This window comes from Paenibacillus sp. LRG-1 (assembly GCF_057220305.1).
The window spans coordinates 4,765,161-4,788,933 of the sequence record NZ_CM170126.1 but is presented as its reverse complement, the minus strand read 5'-3'; the positions used below and the strand labels follow the sequence as shown (position 1 = coordinate 4,788,933).

Annotated in this window: 23 protein-coding genes; 20 read left to right on the top strand and 3 right to left on the bottom strand. The window is 49.9% G+C overall.

What is annotated here, in order from left to right; all coding sequences use genetic code 11:
• The first annotated feature begins 12 nt into the window (after positions 1-12).
• A complete protein-coding gene (locus ACUUJN_RS21185) occupies positions 13-1,176 on the top strand; it encodes a glycosyltransferase family 4 protein (RefSeq protein ID WP_028541465.1) in 1,164 nt (387 codons plus the stop codon).
• Between the two features lie 113 nt (positions 1,177-1,289).
• A complete protein-coding gene (locus ACUUJN_RS21180; protein WP_053326032.1) occupies positions 1,290-2,075 on the top strand; it encodes a WIAG-tail domain in 786 nt (261 codons plus the stop codon).
• Between the two features lie 129 nt (positions 2,076-2,204).
• Here ACUUJN_RS21180 and ACUUJN_RS21175 read toward each other — a convergent pair whose 3' ends face one another.
• Both ACUUJN_RS21175 and ACUUJN_RS21170 read right to left on the bottom strand, forming a co-directional pair.
• Positions 2,205-4,004, bottom strand: a complete 1,800-nt coding sequence (locus tag ACUUJN_RS21175) for a M4 family metallopeptidase (protein ID WP_430177078.1) — start codon at positions 4,002-4,004, stop codon at positions 2,205-2,207.
• A 468-nt stretch (positions 4,005-4,472) separates the two neighbouring features.
• Positions 4,473-6,251 (bottom strand): M4 family metallopeptidase, encoded by a 1,779-nt coding sequence (locus ACUUJN_RS21170; RefSeq protein WP_023990117.1) that lies wholly within the window; start codon positions 6,249-6,251, stop codon positions 4,473-4,475.
• A 558-nt stretch (positions 6,252-6,809) separates the two neighbouring features.
• Here ACUUJN_RS21170 and ACUUJN_RS21165 point away from each other — a divergent pair.
• The 18 genes from ACUUJN_RS21165 (at position 6,810) to ACUUJN_RS21080 (ending at position 23,271) form a co-directional block, all read left to right on the top strand.
• Complete coding sequence (locus tag ACUUJN_RS21165; RefSeq protein ID WP_484668904.1) at positions 6,810-7,748, top strand: glycosyltransferase family 2 protein; 939 nt, start codon at positions 6,810-6,812, stop codon at positions 7,746-7,748.
• Positions 7,745-8,680 carry a glycosyltransferase family 2 protein gene (locus tag ACUUJN_RS21160; RefSeq protein WP_484668903.1) on the top strand — a complete coding sequence of 312 codons (936 nt, stop codon included), beginning with the start codon at positions 7,745-7,747 and terminating at the stop codon, positions 8,678-8,680. Before ACUUJN_RS21165 ends, ACUUJN_RS21160 begins: the two co-directional genes overlap by 4 nt.
• Positions 8,677-9,477 carry a glycosyltransferase family 2 protein gene (locus tag ACUUJN_RS21155; RefSeq protein ID WP_023990114.1) on the top strand — a complete coding sequence of 267 codons (801 nt, stop codon included), beginning with the start codon at positions 8,677-8,679 and terminating at the stop codon, positions 9,475-9,477. The genes ACUUJN_RS21160 and ACUUJN_RS21155 overlap by 4 nt, the downstream gene beginning before the upstream one ends.
• The gene (locus ACUUJN_RS21150) at positions 9,474-10,205 is read left to right on the top strand and encodes a sugar phosphate nucleotidyltransferase (RefSeq protein WP_023990113.1); all 732 of its coding nucleotides are present in this window, start codon (positions 9,474-9,476) and stop codon (positions 10,203-10,205) included. The genes ACUUJN_RS21155 and ACUUJN_RS21150 overlap by 4 nt, the downstream gene beginning before the upstream one ends.
• Before the next feature lie 72 nt (positions 10,206-10,277).
• A complete protein-coding gene (locus ACUUJN_RS21145) occupies positions 10,278-11,738 on the top strand; it encodes a glycosyltransferase family 2 protein (protein ID WP_076295569.1) in 1,461 nt (486 codons plus the stop codon).
• 119 nt (positions 11,739-11,857) lie between these two features.
• Positions 11,858-12,145, top strand: a complete 288-nt coding sequence (locus tag ACUUJN_RS21140; RefSeq protein ID WP_013311765.1) for a hypothetical protein — start codon at positions 11,858-11,860, stop codon at positions 12,143-12,145.
• Between the two features lie 29 nt (positions 12,146-12,174).
• Complete coding sequence (locus ACUUJN_RS21135) at positions 12,175-12,507, top strand: alpha-helical endospore appendage domain-containing protein (RefSeq protein ID WP_023990111.1); 333 nt, start codon at positions 12,175-12,177, stop codon at positions 12,505-12,507.
• Positions 12,507-12,857, top strand: coding sequence for a hypothetical protein (locus ACUUJN_RS21130; protein ID WP_013311763.1), 351 nt, complete (start codon positions 12,507-12,509; stop codon positions 12,855-12,857). The genes ACUUJN_RS21135 and ACUUJN_RS21130 overlap by 1 nt, the downstream gene beginning before the upstream one ends.
• Complete coding sequence (locus ACUUJN_RS21125) at positions 12,805-13,164, top strand: FliH/SctL family protein (protein ID WP_028541471.1); 360 nt, start codon at positions 12,805-12,807, stop codon at positions 13,162-13,164. The genes ACUUJN_RS21130 and ACUUJN_RS21125 overlap by 53 nt, the downstream gene beginning before the upstream one ends.
• A 180-nt stretch (positions 13,165-13,344) precedes the next feature.
• Entirely contained in the window at positions 13,345-14,436 is a 1,092-nt protein-coding gene (locus ACUUJN_RS21120; RefSeq protein WP_069080654.1) for a CgeB family protein, read from the top strand.
• Positions 14,437-14,469: 33 nt separating this feature from the next.
• Complete coding sequence (locus ACUUJN_RS21115) at positions 14,470-15,603, top strand: CgeB family protein (RefSeq protein WP_023990108.1); 1,134 nt, start codon at positions 14,470-14,472, stop codon at positions 15,601-15,603.
• Between the two features lie 60 nt (positions 15,604-15,663).
• Positions 15,664-17,325 carry a glycosyltransferase gene (locus tag ACUUJN_RS21110; protein WP_076295570.1) on the top strand — a complete coding sequence of 554 codons (1,662 nt, stop codon included), beginning with the start codon at positions 15,664-15,666 and terminating at the stop codon, positions 17,323-17,325.
• Positions 17,326-17,446: 121 nt separating this feature from the next.
• Complete coding sequence (gene wecB / locus ACUUJN_RS21105; RefSeq protein ID WP_023990106.1) at positions 17,447-18,538, top strand: non-hydrolyzing UDP-N-acetylglucosamine 2-epimerase; 1,092 nt, start codon at positions 17,447-17,449, stop codon at positions 18,536-18,538.
• The gene (locus ACUUJN_RS21100) at positions 18,531-19,517 is read left to right on the top strand and encodes a polysaccharide biosynthesis protein (RefSeq protein WP_025722608.1); all 987 of its coding nucleotides are present in this window, start codon (positions 18,531-18,533) and stop codon (positions 19,515-19,517) included. The genes wecB and ACUUJN_RS21100 overlap by 8 nt, the downstream gene beginning before the upstream one ends.
• Positions 19,514-20,368, top strand: coding sequence for a dTDP-4-dehydrorhamnose reductase family protein (locus ACUUJN_RS21095; protein WP_484668902.1), 855 nt, complete (start codon positions 19,514-19,516; stop codon positions 20,366-20,368). The genes ACUUJN_RS21100 and ACUUJN_RS21095 overlap by 4 nt, the downstream gene beginning before the upstream one ends.
• Positions 20,329-21,327 (top strand): SDR family oxidoreductase, encoded by a 999-nt coding sequence (locus ACUUJN_RS21090; protein WP_484668901.1) that lies wholly within the window; start codon positions 20,329-20,331, stop codon positions 21,325-21,327. The genes ACUUJN_RS21095 and ACUUJN_RS21090 overlap by 40 nt, the downstream gene beginning before the upstream one ends.
• Positions 21,324-22,040 carry a glycosyltransferase gene (locus tag ACUUJN_RS21085; protein ID WP_028541477.1) on the top strand — a complete coding sequence of 239 codons (717 nt, stop codon included), beginning with the start codon at positions 21,324-21,326 and terminating at the stop codon, positions 22,038-22,040. Before ACUUJN_RS21090 ends, ACUUJN_RS21085 begins: the two co-directional genes overlap by 4 nt.
• A gap of 28 nt (positions 22,041-22,068) precedes the next feature.
• Positions 22,069-23,271: a glycosyltransferase gene (locus ACUUJN_RS21080; protein WP_075154698.1), complete on the top strand. Its 1,203-nt coding sequence runs from the start codon at positions 22,069-22,071 to the stop codon at positions 23,269-23,271.
• Here the strand turns inward: ACUUJN_RS21080 and ACUUJN_RS21075 are convergent.
• Entirely contained in the window at positions 23,264-23,650 is a 387-nt protein-coding gene (locus ACUUJN_RS21075) for a hypothetical protein (RefSeq protein WP_231118716.1), read from the bottom strand. The genes ACUUJN_RS21080 and ACUUJN_RS21075 overlap by 8 nt on opposite strands.
• Positions 23,651-23,773 lie beyond the last annotated feature (123 nt).

Below are 23,773 nucleotides of genomic sequence, written 5' to 3'. Positions count from 1 at the left end.
GTAGGTGAGGTGATGCAGAGGCCGAAGGTAGCAGTCGTTACACCGGGCTCCTTTGTTATACCTTCGCCCCGCAGCAGTTCTGTGGAGCGGGTAATTGCCCACATGGTACCGTTGGCTAGTCATGAGCTCCAAGCGCAGATCTATGGCATAAAGGGAGCAGAGGCACCTGATCATGGCGATGTCGACGGAATTCCCTGCATGCGTTATAAGCGGGGAGCAGGTTATATTTCTGAGGTGATTGCTGATTTAAAGAGATGGTTACCAGCGGTAGTAGATGTACACAACCGTCCAGCAGTTGCGTATGCAATTCGCGAGGCTTTACCCGATAGTCGGGTTGTGCTGACTTTGCATTCGACCACGTTCATCCGGGAGCCCCACCTCAAACGGGAGGAGATGGGTAGGCTGCTGGCATCGATGGATCGCATTATCGTGAACAGTGCGTATTTGGGGGCAATCGTAGCTTCTGACTGTCCCGACGCGGTCAGGGAACGCATCGTCATAAACAAGCTGGGTATCCATCCTGGCGATTTCCTGCCAAGGTGGACTCCTGCAGCAGAAGCGGCCAGATCGGCGCGATTGGACGATTTCGGCTGGTCAAGCCGCCAAATCGTGTTATTCGCGGGCAGACTGATGCCAGGAAAGGGCGTTCACCGACTGCTCAAGGCCCTGCGGCATGTCGTCCGCACCTGCCCGGACGTACTGCTGCTCATTGCAGGCAGTGCCTATTACGGGCATGATCGCCTCACGCCGTACACGACGTCGTTGCATCGGCAGATGCGTAAACTAAGGTTGGGGAAGCATGTGCAATTCCTAGATTATGTTCCGCATCCAGCATTGGCCTCGCTATATCAGCTAGCCGATGTGACCGTTGTTCCTTCAGTGAAGGATGAGGCCTTCGGGCTGGTCAATCTGGAAGCCATGGCAGCAGGAGTGCCTGTGGTCGCTTCACGAATCGGCGGTATTCCGGAAGTTGTACAACACGGCGAGACAGGCTGGCTTGTGTATCCGTCTCACGGTGAGCAGGAAATGGCCGATGCCATCATCAGGCTGCTCCAGCAACCTGGCTTGCGACGACGGATGGGAGAAGCCGGGCTTGACGAGGTACGAAGACGATTTTTATGGCAGCACTCAGCACAACGCTGGGCACAAATCATAACGGACTGCGCAACGGAGTGACGTAGGCGCTGTTACGCGCATAGGCTATCTTATAGGCATTAGCCATGATTTCCAGCCGGGTGAATGAAGCGGGGCGACCGCTGGTTCACTCCTGTGCCAAAGGAGCGATCACCATGAACCATCGTACGAACCATAGCCCTAAGGATAAAAGAACAGCGCGGCGTAACCTTCCCAATGCGGTTCCCTCACCCCGTGTTAACAAGGAGAAAGCGGCTTCGACTTCCGGCAGTCATAGACCGAGCCAACGTGGGATGGAAACGGTCCCTGCCCCTGCCCCCGTAGAGAAGGATACCTCGGTTCAAGCTATAGAGGAAGCGGCATGGAAGAAGCATAAGCTTCCCAAAACGCTAGAGGAAGCGATGCAGATGAATCGAGCATCTGTACTGCTGTTGTCTGTGCCTGAGTCAGATACGGAATACAGGACGGATAACGACATACCGTCTATTACGACGGAAGATCAGGCAGAGCAAGATTCGCTACTGGATTGTTCCATAACCAGTATTCACATTGCGGAAGGAAGACACCGCCCAAAGCAACGCGTGGTCTTGCCTGAGCAAGATATCGATCCAGCTTTCGATACGGAGAAAGAATTAGACTTGAATGCCATTCACGACGAATCAGCGACCAGTGACGAGGCTTCTGACGATCATATAGCTTCATCTCAATATGGGAGCATTTCTTTTCACCTCCCCGCACGAGCGGATAGGGGCGAAGTGAGCGTTATATTTGAGAAGCCTTTTATAGATACACAATATGTAATCACTGCCAGTGCGAGTATACCGGGAGTGCTGGTATCCGTCACACAACGTCAGAGGTATTCAGCAGTACTTACTGTGGAACGCATACACTCAGGTCCGATATGTGAAGGGTTGGTCCTTTGGATCGCGATGGGGCAATAATAAGAAGCCAGGAATATAAGTTGCCAATAATCAACTTCATACTAGAAAAAGGCGTCCCACAGTGGGACGCCGTATACATAAGAGGGAAGGGGGAAAACTTGTAATATCGGGGAAGTTTGTATTTATTACTTATCTCACACCTACAGCGTCAAAAGACTTAATAGCAGAGGTTACGGCTATTGAATTTTCACCATAACTATCTTTGGCCGCTTGGATAACAGCGGCACGCGCGGTGGAGAAGTTAGACGTGGAAGTCAGATAATTGGTGAAGGCATTATAATAAATATATACGGCTGCATCACGTCCGATTCCATCTACCTTGACACCATGGAAGGTGCCTCCTTGTGCCAGTAGATAGTAGGCTTTATTAATAATGCCACTATTAATATGGGCTCCACCATAATCCTCGTTGTTAGGATCAGGATAGAGATTGCTGTAGTGATCGACTTGACCGTATTTGACAGGATCGGAAAGGGAGCGAATGGCGTCGCCCTTAATATTAGGGGTATAAGCGACTTTGCCGAAGTCCCAATTGGTACGCTCAATGTCGTTGCCTATAATATCTGAGATGGCTTCACTTAATGCACCAGATTCAGCGAAATACACGAGCCCTGATGAATGCTCGGTCACACCGTGTGTCAGCTCATGGGCAACAATTTCAAGGTCGCTGCTGAAAGGGGCAAATAACGTGCCGTCTCCGTCTCCGTAAAGCATATGAGTGCCGCCCCAGTGGGCATTATTGTAGTTCTTTGCGCCGTAATGGACTGCCGAAGCGATGGCCATGCCATGCCCGTCAATGCTGTCGCGTCCAAATCTATCCTTGTAATAATCGTAAGTGCGGATAGCGTAAGCGTGGGCATCCACCGCAGCCGGATCTTCCCATACGTTATCTGAATCTGTATACAGGGTGCCGGGGAGCGTCTCGGTGTTGTGGACGTTATAAGTTAGGATTCCTTTACCACGAGTCGTATCCTTTAGTTGATACTTCTTGCCCGAAGCTGTTGTTTCAAATGTTTTGGTATCACCGAATACACCGCGCCCTGTGCCGATCACTTCGTTAAGGATGTCATACTTGAATACGATTTTTCCATCATTAGCGTCAATAAAGTAACGTGTGCGCAGCAGAGTGGGTTGTAAAGTATTAACTTCGGTTACATAGACTAGACGTGTTGAGTCTCCATCGGGATAGATATACAGTTCTGCTTTAGGGTCCACGCTTGGTTCCAGATTGGCAATTTTGGGGATAGAGGATGCAGGCTCTACCGCTTCCAATTTACTGTCCTCCAGTTCAGCTGCTTTATCCAAATCCAAGGAGTCCTTATCAAGAGAGATTGATAATTCATTGTTAGATGCTTTTTCGTAAGTGTCTTTACTTACACTACTTGTATCCTCGTAAGGTTCAGTAACGATTTGGACGGAGGAAGAGAGAGATTGAACCCGTATAGCTGCATCTTCATATGCCGTATATACAGCCTCAGTAGCACTGATTTTTGGAGTTGTATTTTCTTTAGCATCGGCTTGTTGATCTTCTGAAATGACCGCTCCCAAATAAGAGGTGATTTGACCAGACTTGTTTACATGGATGGTCTGTTCGGCTCCAAATACGGGAATTCCGTCTACGTATTGTTTTAACCGATAATGCTTTGTACCATATTTGTCACTGGTACGATCCACGATACGAAATTGCTCGCGCACATGGGAACCGATGTGGGTATTGTCCAGACTCAATAATGTTTTTTGTTGTCGATTTAAAAAGCTCCAGACCAGATTGTCGCCTGTTACCGTTGAAGGGGACTTCCAGTTCACCGTTTGGAATGTTGGCGTAAACTGAGTCGGATCGGGAACAGAATTTTCAGCTGCGGAGGCCCCCGGTGCTATAGATCCTAATAACATAGCTCCTCCTAGAAGTGAAACCCATACTTTTTTCAATTCATACTCACTCTCCCTAATTAATATTGGGGTGAAAAACACCCTGTTTGCAGAAGCCTTGCGTCATATATGTAAGTCTTGTTGCTCCTTTGAAACGTGAAGAGGATGGGATAAAAATTACCTTATGTAAAATATTAAGGTTTATTTTTTTGCAATCTCATCGTCTTGGCTCTGATATTAGCACAGAGGTTGTCGAACGAGAAGGTTAATTTTACAAAATACCCCAAAATGAATCTTTAGTCCCTGATTTACTGTTTATTTGTCTTATTTAGTCGAAAATGATCGAAGGGACCCGATGAACAAGAAAAGGGCGCCCCTTTGAGGGGACGCCATAAATAAGGGGGGAAGGGGCGCAGACTTGTACACTGCACCCCTATTTTTTCGTCCATTGTATGAGTCAGGGCCAAGTGACAGTTGCACAACGGCAAAGGTCTATGGACGGGATATGAGGATTATAGCGTATATGATTTAGTTTACGCCTACAGCGTCAAAAGATTTGGCAGCTGCAGTTGCTTCTGCTGAGTTCGCACCGTACTGATCTTTTGCTGCTTGGATCACAGCAGCGCGTGCGTTGGAGAAGTCGGAAGAAGAAGTCAGGTAGTTCGTAAAGGCACTATAGTAAATTTGAACCGCTGCATCGCGGCCAATTCCATTTACAGTTACGCCATGGAAAGTACCACCTTGTGCTAACAGATAGTAGGCTTTATTGATAATACCGCTGTTCGTATGAACGCCGCCGTTATCGGAGCTGCCTGTATACAAGTTGGAATAGTGATCTGGTTGATCGTACAGGGTAGGATTGGACATAGAGCGCAGAGCATCGCCTGCAATGTTTGGCGTATAAATATCATCGCCTACAAGCCAATTTTTACGCTGAATGTCATTACCGATGACGTCCGAGAAAGCCTCATTCAATGCACCGGACTCTCCGTAATATTCCAAATTCGAAGTATACTCTGTGACACCGTGCGTAAGTTCATGACCTACCACATCGGGGTCCCCGCTGAATGCGATAAATGTGCTACCGTCCCCGTCTCCATAAGTCATTTGGGAGCCATTCCAGAAGGCGTTGTTGTAACGGCTACCGTAATGGACTGTCGAACGGAGTTGCAGCCCGCGTCCGTCAATGCTGTTGCGTCCAAATTTGGCCTTATAGTAATCATATGTTTTGGCAGCATACGTATGGGCATCCACGCCGGCTGGATCATTCCATACATTATCGGCATCGGTCAGAATGGTACCTGGGATGCTTTGACGGTTGGAGGCCGTGTAGGTCACAACCCCGTTACCGCGTGTTGTATCTTTTAACTGGTAGCTACTGCCGGAAGCAGTCGTAGTGAATGATTTGGTATCACCAAGCACACCTTTACCTGTGCCTGTCGCTTCATTAATAATGTCATACTGGAATACGATGCTGCCATCATTGGCATCAATAATGTAGCGAGTACGCAGTGGGGCAGGTTCTAAAACATTGACTTCTGTTACATAAACCAGCTGCAGGTCATCCCCTTTAGGATAGAAGTACAGATCGGCTTTAGGATCTACTTCTGGCTGCAGATTAGCGATTTTGGCAATGGAACTTTTTTCTGCTTCCACCGCTTCAATTTTGCTATCTTTCAGGGCAGATGCTTTATCAAGACTCAGCTCGTCCTTATCAGTAGATAGCGTTTTTTCGTTGTTAGCTGCTTCGGCGTAAGTGTCTTTGCTTACACTGCTTTGTTCCTCAACATCTTTAGAAATCGTATCGTCGGAGGTAGGGAGGGCTTCAATCCGTGCAGCTGCTTCTTTATATGCAGTGTAGACCGCTTCAGAAGCGCTGATTTTTGGAGTTGTACCTTGCGTAGCTTCAGCTTGCTGATCCTCAGTAACCACCGCTCCTAAGTAAGAGGTGACCTCACCAGATTTGCCCACATGAATAGTCTGTTCAGCTCCATATACGGGAATCCCGTTTACATACTGTTTCAGCCGATAATGGCTCACACCGGACTTGTCGCTTGTGCGATCAACGATTCGGAATTGTTCACGTACACTGGAGTCGTCCGCACCCAGTAACGATTTCTTTTGCCGATTCAAATAGCTCCATACAATGTCGTCCCCCGATACCGAGGAAGGGGCTTTCCATTGCTCGGCGTGAAAAGTCGGTGTAAGCTGAGTTGGCCCCGAAACGGAACTCTCCGCTGATGCACCAGACGCGACAGACCCTAATAACATAGCTCCTCCAAGAAGCGAAACCCATACTTTTTTCATTAAAAATTCACTCTCCTCGATTAATGTCAGGATGAATCATCCTGTCTTGAATAAGGCATTGCGCCATTTATGTAGGTCGTGTTGTCGTCTGGAATAGAAGAAAATGGAACATGAAGAGAAATACCGAAGTGTTTTTCATGAAGCGTACGTGAAAAGAGGGTACTGCAATATGAAGCATGTAGCCTAAAAAGGTGACAAACTCCTCCTTTCCTGTCGTATATAAAGAAAATAGAATAATGGTGGATAATGGAAAAAATGACTTATGCAAAAAAAACAAATGTTGATTTTTTGAACTCCCATCATCTGGCTCTGATATTAGCACAGAGAATGACGGACGAGAAGATCTATGTCACAAATTTATCCAAAATGATTCTTTAGACCCTAATAACTCATTTATTTAATAGGATTAATAAGTTTTGTAAAATAAAGTCGAAAATTGCTGTGTCGAAAAGACTCCACGATTGCCGTTACACACGGCTTTTGGACCGCATAGGTTATGTTGAACTGTCCTAATCATGCTGTCCATCTATACAGCAGGAAGGGAGGTGAGACGGGAGCATGAAGAAGCAGGGAAGAGCTGGATACAAGATCAAACGGAGGCGGCATTCCGGCGCTTACTATCATTCCAAGATGTGGCTGCCGTTACGAATGCCGAACATGCATAAGAATCCGGTAGCCCCTGCCATGAGGGAGGTACTCGACACGGAGAGAGGGGCACAGAGCGGAGAAGAGCGACCATCTGAACTGTCATCAGTGGGAAAGTTTTTCGTATCTGTCATTATCCCGGCCATGAATGAGCAAAAAACAATCGGAGCTGTGATTCGCGAAGCGCGCCGTGTCCATCCACATACAGAGGTTATCGTCGTTGAGAACGGATCACACGATAGAACGGCGAAGGTGGCAGCAGCGGCGGGAGCTCGTGTACTTTCTTTCCCGGAACCGCTCGGACATGATGTTGGCCGTCGTATTGGAGCGGAGGCGGCATCCGGACAGATCCTGCTTTTCCTGGATGGGGATATCGTCATTCCCTGCGTTAGACTCCGGCCGTTTATACACGCCATATGTGCAGGGGCGGATGTGGTGCTGAATGATTACCATGGACCTGTGAAACGTACGCCCGTACATCCTGTAGTGGAGGCAAAGCATGTATTGAATATCTTGTCGAATCGTGCTGATTTAGGGGGAGCATCTATGACTGGCATTCCACACGCCATAAGTCAAAAGGCTCTAAAGGAAATAGGTCTAAAGCCCTTGGAGAAACCTCCTTTATTTCAAGCTATGTCCATCGCCTCCGGGTTACGAGTGGTGACTGTATATGGAATAGCTGTCGGTAAAATAAATGCGACACGTAAAAAACAGAACGGCAAGGACCCGCTGGCAGATGTAATTGTTCAGGATCATCTGGATGCCATTGCCTGGCTTACATCGCGTCTGGGAACGCGTGCGGGATATACGGATTTGGGGCGCAAACGGATCAGAGACGAGGTGAAACTGTGAGTAGACAGTATCGCAGAGGGAAGCGTGAAGAACCGAGCTGGGGGATCAGACGTGTTCAGCGAAAACGAGGAACGACGACTTCAATGCATAGCCGTAGGGTGAGAAAGCCCACACCTCGGGCGAAAGGAATGACCGAAGTGACTCCGCCTGTGGAACGCGAAGTTCCGGGAGATATTGTGTTACAGGGAACGGCAGCGGCTGTGGTCAGCGCCTGTAATGAAGAGTCAACGATTGACCGGGTACTGGGCGAGCTGGAAAAACTTCCGTTTACGGATATCATTGTCGTATTGAACGGCTGCACGGACGGCACGCGCTCCACCGTAGCCAAACATCATCCCAGTGTGACTCTCGTCAACGTGCCGGATCGACTGGGGCATGATGTTGGCCGTGCAGTAGGCGCGCGTATGACGCAGGCTGATATTGTGCTGTTCGTGGACGGAGATTTGCCGATTCCAGCATCTGATTTGTTACCTTTTCTCCACGCGGTGGATCAGGGAACGGATGTTGCGCTTAATGATCTGGGCAGACATTTGCCGCCCTATGCCCAGCAGGACAGCGTGACACGGTGCAAAGCATTCCTGAATCGCGTACTACGCAGGCCGGATCTGGGAGCAAGCTCATTGACTGCCGTACCGCATGCATTATCTCGGCGTTTACTGGCTCAGCTTGGCTCAGCCGTGCTTGCCGTACCGCCAAAAGCCCACGCCATGGCAATTCTCCATGGCATGATCGTGGCGGCAGTACATGCTGTCGATGTCATTAAAACAAACCGTAAGCGGACCTTCAATGTTGGCAAAGGGAACGCTATGGAACAGTTGATCGTCGGTGATCATGCAGAGGCACTGACGGCGGTGTTTCAGGTAGCCGGGTATTCCCCGCTCGGGCCTGTTCCAACACGGGTAGACGTTGCCAAAGGGAGGAATGCACAATGAGTCTGACGAGCATCATTATTCCGACTTATAACGGCCTGCATCTGTTAAAGCCGTGCATTGAGGCGATTCGGACACATACGATAGATGTACCGTATGAAATCATTGTTGTGGACAACGCTTCGAATGACGGAACGGATGATTTTTGCGCATCCGAGCGGCTGATCAGCATACGTCTTCCTGAAAACAGAGGCTTTCCAGCAGCATGTAATACGGGGCTCCGGCTGGCTTCCGGTGACCAGTTCGTTATTTTAAACAATGATGTGACGGTTACGCGGGGATGGCTATCGAATATGTTGGCTGCATTGCAGAGCGAAAGCATAGTGGGATTGGTGGGACCGGTGACGAATTACGTCAGCGGTATTCAGCAGATACACGGATTAGAAGGAGATTTGGCCAGTTGTCTGAGATATGCGGAGCAGAATAATGCAAGTAATCCCTCCAGATGGCAGGAGGTCAAGCGGTTGGTCGGATTTTGTTTGCTGTTCCGGCGCGATCTGATGGAACGGATCGGATTGCTGGATGAACGGTTCAGCCCCGGACATTATGAGGATGACGATTATTGTCTACGCGCACGCGTGCATGGCTACAAGCTGCTCATGTGCAACGACTGTTTTGTCTATCACGAGGGGAATGCGAGCTTCTCACGCTCGGAAACTTCCTGGATGGAAGAGCTGATCGAGCGGAACTATCGTTTGTTTATAGAGAAATGGAGTATAGATCCCAGAATGTTCATCGAAACTGGAAACGCTGGGGTTGTATGCACTGAACATGCTGTCGAAGGAGGAAGGAAGATATGAAAGGGGTTATTCTCGCAGGAGGAACCGGATCGCGCCTTCATCCGTTGACTACATTACTCAACAAGCATCTGCTTCCGGTCGGCAAGTATCCCATGATCGTATATGGTATCGAGAGGCTGCGACAGGCGGGGATCACCGATATGCTTATTATTATTGGTAAACAATCGGCCGGACTGTATACCGATTTTTTGGGCAGTGGCAGCGATTATGGTGTCCAACTGACATACCGGATTCAAGAAAAGGCGGGCGGCATTGCGGAAGCACTCGAACTGGCAAGAAGCTATATGCAGGCAGAAGAGAAATTCACTGTTTTGTTAGGTGATAATTTGTTCAAGGAAGACTTGGGACCTGTGATCGAACGGTTCAAGCAACAGCCCCCGGGGAGCGCCAGAGTGTTGTTGAAAAAGGTGGCAGATGCTCGTCGTTACGGGGTACCCGTATTTGATCCTGAGCGCCCGGAGAGCATTACGCGGATTGAAGAAAAGCCGCAGCATCCCCAATCCAAATATTGCGTTACGGGTATCTATATGTACGATACTGCCGTGTTCGATAAGATCCGGCAAATTACACCTTCGGCACGGGGTGAGCTTGAAATCACGGATGTTAACAACTGTTATGCCGCTGAAGGCAGGCTGGAATATGATATTTTACGGCGCTATTGGAGCGACGCAGGAACCTTCGATTCCCTTCAGGAAGCTGGAGTGAAAATGAAAGGACTTCTACCCTAATTTCAATGAAACACCATCCGGCCGGGCCAGGCATATAGTATAGGCATAATGCCACCCGGAGGAGTGAACGGCATGAAACGCCTGAATATGCAAAGGAAACACAGCAAGCGGCTCGGAAAGAAAGGCTATTGGTCAGGATATAAAAGGGGTCAGGAGCAAGGCAACAGGTTGGGCCAGGCTTCGTTCGGCAAGGTTTTTGAAGGCGTCAGTATTATCATTCCGTCCTGCAATCAGCTTCAACAGCTCCGTGCATGCATTCACCGTATTGAGGAGAATACGAGCCATCCTCACGAAATTATTGTGGTGGACTGCGGCTCGACGGACGGGACATCCACCTATTTGCTCCGTAAAAGCATCGCTGTGCGTTATGCACTGCTAAAAAAGGATGTTCAAATGATAGGTAGCCTGAATCAGGGGCTGATGATGGCAAAAGGCACAACTATTGTGGTACTGGATCAAAACTCCATGGTGACCCCCGGCTGGTTGGATCGGTTGTTAGCGTGTTTATACAGCGATCCGCGTATCGGTGTTGTTGGGCCTGTAACGAATGGTCCATTCAAAGAACAGCAGATTGAGGTTCCTTATATGAACGAAAATGGAGCACGTCAATTTGCCATGACCTACAATATGCCTAACCCGGATGCATGGCGAGAGACCGAAAGCTTAGCCGGATTTTGTTTATTGCTGCGCAGAGAGACACTGGAAAAAACGGGCTACTGGGACGAAGGCTGCCACAGTACTCAGGAAGCCCATGCAGATTGGCTACTGCGTGTGCGTTTGTTGGGGATACGTATGGCAATTGCTGGAGATGCTTTTATCCATTATGAGGAAAGAGATCGGGATACGGTGTATGCTTTTCCTCAAACGACCGAAAAAAGCGGTTCAATGGAGGAAAGCAGCCGGAACCGATCCTTTTTTGTACAAAAGTGGGGGGACGCGGATAAGCTGTTCCACAACCTGAAATTCAGTACAGCGGAGACGGACGGCCAGATATCAACAGGTAAGGAAACACACGTATCAGCGGCAAGCTTTTATCCCATCGGAGCGGTTGTTCAGGGACCGTCTGGAGCAGTATTTCGGTTAGAGCCGGGAAGAAGGCGGTATCTGCATGGAGTCAGTGCTGCGGGAGGTGAAAATGTGCGCCCTGTTAGAGTGTCTCAGCTGGATTTGTTGGTGCTTCCCTTGGTAGGGAAGCCGGAGGCCACAGTTTCCGGCAGCATTGATGCACCTGTAGCTGAGCCGCCAGAGGAACCCATTCCTTTACTGGCGGCTCCCGATCTGGAGAACATGTCCATGCTGCCCACACTGAATATACCGGCTCAACGCAAGCGATGGATCGAGGTATTGTATGCTGAGGGCGGGCAACTGTATCAAATCGGTAACGGCTGGAAAAGGCCGTTCCTTACCCTGTACGCTGCGATGAGCTGGCGGGCAGAGGACTACCGAATTCAGTTTTTGTCTCCCGGAGATTTGTCGGCTTTGGTGGAGAAGCAGCCTATTATTGCTCCACCAGTGCTGCACGGGCATCTGTAATGATCTGAATAGGCGCTTTTAGGCGGAACCGACTACTCGCTGCGGCATACGCTGTAGTAGCGGAAAGCCCGTAGGTAATTCGTGCGTTCCGCACGGCGGAGCACATAAAGGAGGGGCTTATGCATAACGAGTTAGATGATTTGCTGATCCACATTTCGCACTCGCAGCAGCAGATGTCAAGGTTGTTGGATGCGGAACGTCAGGTGGTTGTGCGCATGGCGCAGATCATACATGAACTGCCAGATGAGGAGCCGCGTTTTGATGGAATTCCGGGCATTCTCGACAGCTCGGGACAAGTAAACAAAAGCATTGTGGCCTATCTGAACGGTATTGCCGATCTTCAGGAAGCAATGGCTGAAATGCTCGTTCGTGTCGTGAAGGAAACGGCATACCCGGAAGAGGAGTAACGTAACAACCGAGGGCAGGGAGTGAACACATGAGTAGGGAACAAGCAATGATTCACATGCTGGACGCAGCCTCCAAAATGCAGCGGAATGTGTCTATGATTCTGGAGGCCAAGGCGGTCGAAGCAGAAAAAGTGCGTAATTGGGCGCTGAACCATCTGGCGCCCCACGCCTTTGAAACCGATGAAGAACAGCTGGGACGACCTTTGGAGATTCACGAGCAAATGGTGGAAATGCTGGAGGGATTAACGAGGCTTCAGACTGGACTTTGCAGCAATCTCAAAGCATTGCTGGATCAGGATGAGCAGCAGGGTGGCGGCATGGAAGGGATGATGGGAGGAATGGGCTCGGGGGATATGAACTAATGAGCATGAGGCGTGAACGTGAGATCAAGCTGGATATGATGGAGTCTATTGCTGCCAGCCAGCACGCCGTTGCTCGGATGCTGACCAGTCTTGCGGACTTGACGCCCCATGCGGATATGTCGGCTACCCGTCTGGAAGAAACCATTCGTATACTCAGCAACTACCAGGGAGAAATCACGCAAATGTTGGCGGGTATTCCATTAAGACGACAGGTATATGGGAAACCGACTAAGCCGTGGCTCCATGTGCCTGTTCAGAAAAATGAAACCACCACGAGAAAGCAAAGGAGGAATGAAAATGAGTACAAGGTGGGAACGCGCCACTCGGGACAAAGCCCGCAAAAGACGTAAAGATGCCCGGCGTTCCAGCATGCGGAGATTAAAACGGAGAAGAAGACGTCTCCTTGCTCTAAGACGCCGTAAAAGAGGACTTCATTCTGCACGTAGAAGACATCCTCTTTTGCGGCGGCGGAAAAAACCTCAAGCTAACCCGGCGGCAGCCCCTTCTGCGGACAATCCACAGCCCGGGACTGTTGTATTGGAGCATGATCCGCAGGCATTTCAGCAGGGATATGATGCAGCTTACAACGAGGGTTTCAATTCAGGCTTTGCCAAAGGTTATGAAGATGGACACCAGCTCGCTTACAAAGCTCAGTAAACTGTGCAAATCATCTATTACTGTTCTCCCCCGAAGCTAACAGCTTTGGGGTTATTTGCGGTTCGGCAGTTGGACGGGCAAACGCCAATTTTGTCCGGGCAGTGGCAGTCGTCCATGATGCGTTTGACCCCTCCGCATATAGTTTAGGAGTGACAGAAGTTTATCCTATAACAGGACAGGGTGAAGGATGTGAACGATCAACAAAGCGGAAATGAACGCGAAGCGTACCGATGCGGCTATCGGGAAGGACGCAGAATGGGCGGTTGCACGGCTGCTCTGTCACAGGTCGTGGCAATACAGCCTGCTGTTCGTCATTTGAAAGTGTTATATATTCCGCAAGGTTTCGCAGCTATAGACACAGGTGTGCAAGAGGCATTAGGCCAAATATGCAGCTCATGCGCCATCGGTACGCCTGCTACGATGCTAGCTGACGCCGAGGCTCAACGTCCAGACCTCGTGCTGGTCATGAACGGGCTGCATGTTTTTCCGGCGGATCATCTGGAGCAGGTACAGCAAATACGAGCCCTAGGCATTCGGACGGCCATATGGTTTGTAGATGATCCTTACTTTACGGAGGATACGGCGTTGATTTGTCAATCCTACGATGTCGTATTTACGCACGAAATTTCTTGCCTGCCGTTTTATCGCGATCAGGGAGTAACGAGGGTTCACTATTTGCCGCTGGCTGCGTCAACTCGTATCTTTTATCCCCGGCGGGTAGAGCGGGAACATCAGCATGATATTTGCTTCATTGGAAATGCCTTCTGGAACCGTGTGAAGCTGTTCGACTACCTTGCTCCCTTCTTGGCGGACAAAAGAGTGCTGATCGTAGGTGGGCACTGGGATCGGCTGACCCGGCGGGATGTGCTGGAACGCTTTATCCGTCCAGGTTTTATGGAGCCGGAAGAGACCGCTCAATATTATAACGGCTCCAAAATTGTCATCAATATGCACCGCCCGACAGACCCCGGACTGGATAATCGGAATACACACCAGCTTTCAGCGGAGTCCATCAATCCTCGGACATACGAAATTTCTGCTTGCGGCACGCTTCAAATGACGGATATTCGGAAGGATTTGAGCCGTTATTACCGACCAGGCTATGACATTGAAACCTTCTCTGGAGCAGAGGAGCTGAAAGTGAAGCTGGACTACTATCTCAAGCATGACTGGGAACGCGAACGCATGGCCTGGCGCGCATTGCACACGACTATGCAAAAGCATATGTACTCCAATCGCATGGAAGAACTGCTGGACAAGGCGATGGCCTAAAGTAAACACCATAAACAGTGAGGAGTGAAAGTGATGACGATATCTACGACAGGACCGTATGACCCGGCTGTTCACCAGACGGCGGCAGCCTCCTGGGAAAGGGGGAGAATTGCGGGAGTGCATGACGGATACGACGAAGGATATCTGCGCGGACGTGCTAACGCAATTGTTGGGCGGATGAAAGCAGTTTTCCCTTTTCGACAAATCCATGTACTGTATGTCGTCTCCGGCAAAGGCCTTCCGTATTCTCCGCTGGATGAGGCGGTCATTACCACGTTGCAAAGCATGACGGCTCAGGTTACCGTAACAGACCCACGTCAGCCGGTAGGAGATATTGCCGCTCAGCTCCGTCCGAATCTGATGCTGGCACTGGATGGAATGGATCTTCCGTTGGAGCAGGTTACTGCGGTACGCCAGTTGGGCATCCCCACCGCCATCTGGCTAACGGACGATCCGTATTACACCGACACGACGACCAAAATCGTTACGAATTATGATTATGTGTTCACGTTAGAAATGAACTGCCTGGAGCTGTACCGTCAGTTGGGTTGCACGTCTGTGCACTATTTGCCCTTTGGGGCATTTCTGACTCACTATTTCCCACTCAGCTCGCCCGCTTCGGTACGACGTGAGATTGGGTTTACAGGCTCAGCCTACTGGAACCGCATCTATTTCTTCAATCCGATTATGCCTCAGCTCATGGCCCGTAACATTAAAATCAACGGAATCTGGTGGGATCGTCTCCCGGATTATCAGTCGTATGGTGACAAAATTGAGCTGGGTCGCTGGATGTCTCCGGTCGAGACCAATGATTCGTATAACGGCAGCAAAATCGTAATTAATCTTCATCGTTCCCATCAGGATGATTCGGTGAACAACAACTCACTGAAAATTCCAGGGGCTTCGCCCAACCCGCGCACGTTTGAAATTTCTGCCAGTGGCACGTTGCAACTGACAGATACAAGAGATGATCTGGCTCGTTTTTACAAGCCGGGGGAAGAGATAGAGACCTACAGCTCTCAGCAGGAACTGCTGGAGAAGGTTGAGTTTTATTTAACGCATGAAAAAGAGCGCCATGAGATTGCCCTGCGTGCTCTGGAACGAACCCTGCGGGAGCACACCTATGGTCACCGGATTGACCAACTGTTATCGGTCATATTTCCATAAGGTGATTCACACGTCCGATGGTTGCTATTTTAAAGGAGGTGAACTCCGATCAAGCCGAAAATGATGCTATTCAGCCATGTTAGCAACGTCCGCAGTATTACGGGGGCAGAGAAACTGTTATTGCAATTTTGTCTAGACATGCGTACGTACTTCGATTGTATTCTCGTAACGCCTGGTGAAGGGCGGCTGACCTCAATGGCCCGCAAGCGCGGAATCACCGTTCTGACACAGAACCTGTTCATGCTGCATGGCATGTATACCCCATATGAGGGATTGGCGCAAGATGCGGAGAATTTGCGGACCCATGTGGCGTATGCACCGTTGTTCCAAATGCTTCGGCATGCTCGACCTGATGTGGTGCTGGTCAATACCTGTGTGAACGTCATGCCTGCAATGGCTGCCCAAGAGCTTAATATTCCAGTGATCTGGAAAATAACCGAGGTCATTAACCAGAATGCGTATACGCCCGTTTCTGTTTCTATCATAGATCGCTATAGCCAATGGGTCATCGGCATTTCGCAAGCTGTAATGCGTCCTTTGCATGGTGGGGGACTGACACGTCCGCATACGGTGTTGTCTCCCTGCCGGGATATGGATATGCCGTCTCCCAAAGAGCATGTGCTGGAACGGAGAAGGAAACGTGAAAAACTGGGGCTGCGGGATTTTCATATTTGCATTGGTTATATTTCTTCCTTTATCTACGAAGCCAAAGGGCTGTTACCTTTTGTCCAAATGGCTCTAAAGCTGTGCGAAACCAATTCGCGGTGTCGTTTCTGGATCATCGGCAGCTCGGTGGACTCGGAATATTACGTAAAATGTGTCTCTTTAATCCGCCAATCTCGTTATAGCCGCCGCTTCCAGTTCAATTCATTCGAGGAATCCGTGTCAACGGCCTATAGCGCAATGGATATTGTTGTGATCCCAAGTATGGTGGAGGAAGGCTTTGGCCTGACCGCCCTGGAAGGGCTAGTTTACGGTAAGCCCGTGGTAGCCTTTGCGCAGGGTGGACTTGTGGAATTGATGGAGGCGACGGGAAATACAGATTTTTTGGTAGAGCCGGGCAACAGCGACATGCTGGCGCAAAAAGTGAGCTATCTGCTCGATCATCCCGAGGAAGTGGAACGGATTGGTGTGCGTAACAACAGTGCGGCTACACGTGTATACGGACCTGATTCCTACCGAAGCAGTCTACACCTCATGGTCAGTCAATGGGTATGTCATCATCCGCATTGGTTCCCGTTGATTCAGCAGCCAGGTGGACCAGTATGGACGAGGGAAGGCGAAGGACTGCGTCAGGTCACTGCTATACCGGAGGGATATACCAGCACGATTCGAGAATTTCCCGAATCGGTGGTGTGTCAACTGCCTGTGCTGGGTCTGCCGCCAATCGAATATGCAGCCATTCAGGGCTTGCCACAACCACCATCCCCTTTACCTGAGTCACCGCCCGAATTGCTCCGCGGCAAGCGTAGTGTTCGGGCGAGATGGCCAAAGGGCCGCAAGCGTACCAGATTGCGGAATCGCAGGTATAAGAGAAGCGGCGGCAAGAGTCGCCTCAAGAAAATTCACGGGTCCCCGTTGTCGAAGGGACTTTATCCGAAAACCAAGTCCAGACAGAAGCTCAAGCGGAAATTCAAGCACCGGTCACGACGGCACAACGCGCACAAGCAGAAGCGAGTCACACTCAAGGCTGGACAGCATACAAAACAACGGTCCGGGTGAATCTACGCCGGACCGTTGAGATGAACGTTAAGCTGGAGCACAGCCAGTCTGCTGGATGGCTATCATTCATTGAACGCCACAATTCAATGAAACAACGACAGCAAAGGTGGGTTCCAAAACCATGAAAATATTGACCGTGCTCGGCACAAGACCGGAAATTATACGGCTCAGCCTGATCATTCCGAAGCTGGACCGCCATGCAGATGAACATGTGCTTGTGCATACGGGCCAAAATTACACCGAAAGCCTGAGCGGGCAGTTCTTTCGCGAGCTGGGACTGCGTGCCCCGGATTATGTACTTCAGGAGAAAGCGGGGACACTGGGCAAACAGTTGTCCGTCATGTACTCGCAGATGGAGGATATTTTAAACAAGGAACGCCCTGATCATGTGTTATTGCTCGGTGATACGAACAGCGCCTTATGTGCCTTGCTTGCGGAACGTATGGGTTACCCGGTCGTGCATATGGAGGCGGGGAACCGCTGTTATGATCTGGATGTGCCGGAGGAGAAGAATCGGCGTGTCATTGATGCAATATCCAGCATTAATATGCCTTATACGGAGCAAAGCAAGCAGCACCTACTACGCGAAGGCTTTCCAAGTCAACGAATTATACTGACTGGAAATCCGATCTACGAAGTGATGCAGCACTATAAGAAAGAGGTATCGGGCAGTGGAATTTTGAAAAAGTTGGGACTGTCGCCGGGAGAATATTTCCTGGTCACTGCCCACAGAGCTGAAAATGTCGACCATCCACCGCATTTGCTGGCTATTTTAGATGGTCTTAACCGGGTAGCCCAGCAGTTCGGGCAGCGGGTCATTTGCAGTATTCATCCCCGCACTGCCGCCCGAATCGCAAGCCATCCGCCGATCCAGCTTGACCCGCTAGTGGAATTTCACGAACCGTTCGGTTTTTTTGACTTCGTTCTGCTGGAGCGGCATGCCCGCTGCGCTTTGACGGACAGTGGTACCGTACAGGAAGAATGCTGTGTCATGGGGGTACCGACGGTTACGATGCGCCGGACGACCGAACGGCCGGAAACGGTAGATTGCGGCAGCAATATCGTGTCTGGTCTTGATGGCGAGGTTATAGCAAACGCGGTAGCCATAATGACCGGGATGACCCATAAGTGGCAATGTCCTGCGGGCTATCTGGCGGAAGATGTGTCGGATAAGGTAGTTAAATTTCTGCTTGGAGGGAAACGGCATGTTTGAAAACCAACGTATCTTGGTTACCGGCGGTACCGGCTCCTGGGGGCATGAGCTGGTTGCCCAGTTACTGCCGCGTAACCCCAAAGAGGTCATTATCTTTTCACGTGGAGAATCCAGTCAGGTTGCCATGAACAGGCAGTTTGAGGATGAACGACTCAGCTTCTGTATTGGAGATATTCGGGATAAGGATGCGCTGACTACCGCTTGTCAAGGAGTGGACTATGTATTTCATTTGGCAGCGCTCAAGCACGTTCCCGTCTGTGAGGATCAGCCCTATGAGGCACTCAAAACCAATGTCGTAGGCACCCAAAACGTGATCGAGGCCGCTGTTGCCAATCAGGTAAAGAAAGTCATTTATATATCGACTGACAAGGCCGCAAATCCGTCTAATTTTTATGGCATGACGAAGGCGATTGGAGAAAAACTGATTGTTTACGCCAATCTGCTGAATAGCGATACACGTTTCGTGACGGTGCGCGGCGGTAATGTTTTGGGCACAAACGGAAGCGTGGTGCATCTGTTCCAAAGCCAGATTCGCCAAAAGGGTAAGGTTTCGATCACAGATATGAACATGACCCGCTTCTTCCTGACCTTGCGTGATGCGATCAGTCTCCTGTTCAAAGCCTCGGTGGAAAGTGTCGGCGGGGAAATTTTTATTATGACCATGCCAACCTGCCGTATTGTGGATTTGGCTGAGGTGCTCATTGAGGATTCAGGTGTGGAAAACGTAGAAATTGTAGAAAAAGGTGTGCGTCCCGGCGAGAAAATTCATGAAATTCTGATGAGTGACTTTGAAAGCCTGACGACGGTAGTCTATGACGAGCAATATTTGGTTATTCTCCCAACGCTGAATATTCCTCAATTAAAGGACCGCTATACTCAGTGCCCTCCGGTGTCGTTCAGCAGCTTTAGCTCGGAGTTCAATTTGATGTCCAAAGAGGAGATTCGCAGCATTCTCCAAAGCGGGGGGTTCATCAAATGAAGCTGCTTATTTTGGGTGGTAACGGCATGGCGGGCCATGTTCTGGTTAAGTATTTCCAAACCCAGAGCGGGTATAACGTGTTCTACACCACCCGTGATCCCGAAAATAAAGGCGGTCTGCTGCTGGATGTAAAGGACAGCTTTATGGTGGAGCAGCTGGTACGGAGTGTACGGCCAGACGTTATTATTAACGCGGTAGGCGTACTGAATCAGCATGCCGGGGAGAATCAGATCGCAGCATACCAAATCAATGGATTGCTGCCACATCTTCTCCGGCGAACAGCGGACAGTATCGGTGCCCGACTGATTCATATCAGCACGGATTGCGTATTCGAGGGAAATCGGGTACCAGGTTTATATAAAGAGACGGATCAACCCGATGGGACAAGTGCCTATGCTTTGACGAAAATACTCGGAGAAGTAAAGGCAGCAGGACATTTGACTATCCGTACCTCCATTATCGGGCCGGAAATTCGGCCGGGAGGCATTGGTCTGCTGCACTGGTTCTTGCAGCAGAGCGGAGACGTTAACGGGTATCGCCGGGTCTTTTGGAACGGGGTTACGACGCTGGAATTAGCGAAGGCGATACAGGTGCAGATGAATGAGCCGCTGGACGGACTCATTCATCTGGTTCACCCTGAACCGATCAGCAAGCATGGTTTGCTGCTGCTGTTCAAAGACATCTGGAATAGGGAGGATATTCGGATCGTGCCGAAAGATGAGCCGGTGCAGGACCGGACGCTTCGTTCTACCCGGGCCGATCTGCTCTACGATGTTCCTCACTACAGCATCATGCTGAAGGAGCTGCTGGAATGGACGGAAGCACAGCGGAACAACGTCGGCCTGTCATAGTCATTACTGGAGCGGCGGGCTATACCGGGATGCATGCCTGCCGCCATTTTGCAAAGCTCGGCTGGGAGGTAGCGGCGCTGACTCGCACTGTCGCTTCCGTCTCAGAACTGATCTTATTGGCTCGCGATGATGAAAATAACAGTCCAGAGGCGGAGACACGTAAATGTATTACGCCTTATGTGTGTGACTTGCTCGACAAGAAACGTCTGGGCGAAGTCATTAGACAGATTGCACCGGATTATGTGCTTCACCTGGGTGGTAAAAATTCCGTCCCTGAATCTTGGCAGAGTCCCTTGCTATACATGGAATCCAATGTACTGTCCACCCTGTATCTGCTCGATGTACTGCGACCTTTCCCCAAAGCCAGAATTGTCGTGGCGGGCTCTCGGCTAAAGACGGCTTTGCAGGCTCCGTATCATCCAACTCATCCATACAGCCTTAGCAAAAGCCTTCAAGAGGCAGTCGCGCTCTCGTGGGGCGCGCTGTTCGAACAATCCGTTATGCTGGCAGAGCCTTGCAACTTGATCGGTCCGGGTCCATCTACCGGATTTTGTGCATTACTCGCGGGGTATATCGTTCAGACGGAACGTCTGGAGGGGCAGTCCGTAACTGAAACTGCCCCGTTCCGGGTATCTTCCCGACATGCGCAACGTGATTTCCTCGACGTTCGTGATGCCGTTCGCGCATACGGTGTGCTATTGGAACAGGGGGTGCCAGGCCAAGTTTACTCGGTCTGCACAGGCCGCATTGTGGAACTGGGCAATATCGTGGAACGTATGGTTGCGCTGGCCAAAACATCTATTCCCATACAATGGGGGGATGTGGAAGAGTCAGCATCCACCGAGGCATATCGTGCGAAAGAGCTGGAGGATATGGGCTGGAAGCCGACCATACAGCTGGGGCAATCTCTGGAGGATATGATTCAATACCGCCGAGCTGGAAAGGAAGGAACGATATGAGACCAAAAGTAACAATCGTCATTCCCTTTTATAACTGTGCCTATGTGGATCAGGCTTTGCAAAGTGCACTAGAGCAAACTTATGGGCCCCTCGAGATTATTGTCGTCGATGACGGGTCCACGGAACATGTTGATATGCTTCAGGCCTATCTTCCGTATATACATTATTTGGGCAAATCCAACGGTGGAACAGCCAGCGCCCTGAATCATGGTATCCGACATGCCAGCGGGGAATATATTGCGTGGCTCAGCTCCGACGATACCTATCATAGGGACAAAATTAATAATCAGGTTTCTTTTATGGTGGAAAACGGTGCGTACATCTCCCACACCAATTTCAATTTCATCAATCAATACAGCCAAGTCACAAGCTACCAGGCAGCCGCCGTGTTTCCGTCTATGACGGAGTTTTACCGTTTTTTTCAGCAAGGAAATCCGGTTAATGGATGCACGGTTATGTTTAAAAAGGAGCTGTTTGCACATATCGGTTTGTTTGATGAACTGCTACCGTACACACATGATCTGGATATGTGGTACCGAGTAATGATAGCGGGATATCCATTTCCTTTTCTGAACGAGTCCTTGGTTAACTACCGCTGGCATGATGAAATGGGAACCAAAAAACATTGGCCCGCTGTGGAGCGGGAGTACAACATAACCCAAGCGCGTTATCGAGATCGCTTCAGTCAGGTATTGAGCGGTTTATCCTCATGAAGCCGAAAGTCTGTCAGGGGGGATTGATATGGTAGATACGGGGATTGTTATGCCACTGTACAAACAGGATATCGGCTATCTGCAAGCTGCGATCTCATCCGTACTAGCCCAGAGCTACAGGGCATTTCGCTTCATCATTGTTATTGACGGAGCGCCGGAAATGGTGGGACCAGCGCTCCACGCAGCAATGGGAGACCCGCGCGTTCAGTTGGTTACACTCCCTCAGAACAAAGGAGTATCCCACGCCCTTAATCGAGGATTCGATGAGTTGTTTAAAGATCCTGCGATCAAGTATGTGACCTGGGTATCCAGCGACAATGTTTATAATTTTTCCTTTATTGAACGATTGCGGCAGGAGCTGGAGCAGGGACCGGACTCACTCGGCCTTGTGTTTTCTACTTTCCGCCAGGTTGACGCATGTGGGAACCCGTTGTATGACGAGCAGCATCAGCAAGCTTTGATCCGGTACCAAGGCCAGCCGCATCATGAATTGCTGAATGCCAGCATTGTCGGGGTTTCATTTATGTACAAAAGCAAATATGCCCGTCAAATCGGCAGCTATCGGCTGCAACCAGTTGAGGATTATGATTACTGGCTGCGGCTGACCGAGACGTGCAGCATGAAATTCATCCCGGAGATCCTGATGGATTACCGGGTGAATTCCACATTTAGTGTATCGGCCGGCCTGCACAGCCAGAAGGAGCACCGACGCTGGCGGCACGCATTCCAAATCGCCAAGCATGAGGCGAGAGCACGTCGGGGCATCCCACTTGAAATGACGATTTTAATGCCTGTCACGGATATGGCTCAAGCTGAATCATTGCTGGATAATCTGCTGGAGCAGCACTACAGCAATTGTGTGGTACGGTTGCTGGATTTAACGCCAGAACAGGGAGCCGCCGCTTTCCTGTCGATGATGCTCGATCCTCGGTTAATCGTAACGCCACGTCAGCATTATTCGGTCCAGGAAGCACTGGTTCAGGCTATTGGTGAAACAACAACCCGCTTTGTTGTATGCTTCGGTGTCAAACCATATATTGCCGTGACGGATTTGCTGTATCTGACGGATTTGTTGCGCCCATTACAGGGTACACATGCCTTTTCCTACTATACAGATGACCACTCAACCATCGGCAGCGGCCGAGGGGTTCAGTCCGTACCGCCGGAATGGAATTACGTGTATTACACCCACAGATTGCATCAAGCACTGGAGCAGGGCAACTTTAAATAACAGGAGACAGCGCCGGGATTGTGGTCAGCTCCGACTGAAGAACACGATGCTCCTGTACAACATTACCAAACTGATCCAGTCCAAAGTTGGAAAGCACAACATTGGCAGGTGCAGCGGAGACTACGTTGTATTGTACCTCATAGGCAAGTACCCCTTGCACAAAGAAGGTACGTCGGGCAATGGAGTTTGCAGGTACGTTAATCGATGTCACGTACAAGGGGATCTTGGTATCCGGTACAAGCGAGAAAAAAATTTGGATGGTCACAGTTGCCGCATTTACTGTGTCCTCATTAACCAAATTCACAACAACATTGGAGCAGGCAGTACCAAAATCTCTAGTGTTGGTCATATATCCGGTTGTAAAAGCCAATCGAATCATCCTCTCAAAAAACAGAATATTGGAAAACCCCTGAAGGGATGCTTCTATACTATGAATCTATTGAAAAGAAAGCTTGTATGGTTGTCTGTAGACTGAGCTGAAAAAAGTACATTTTGATAGAAA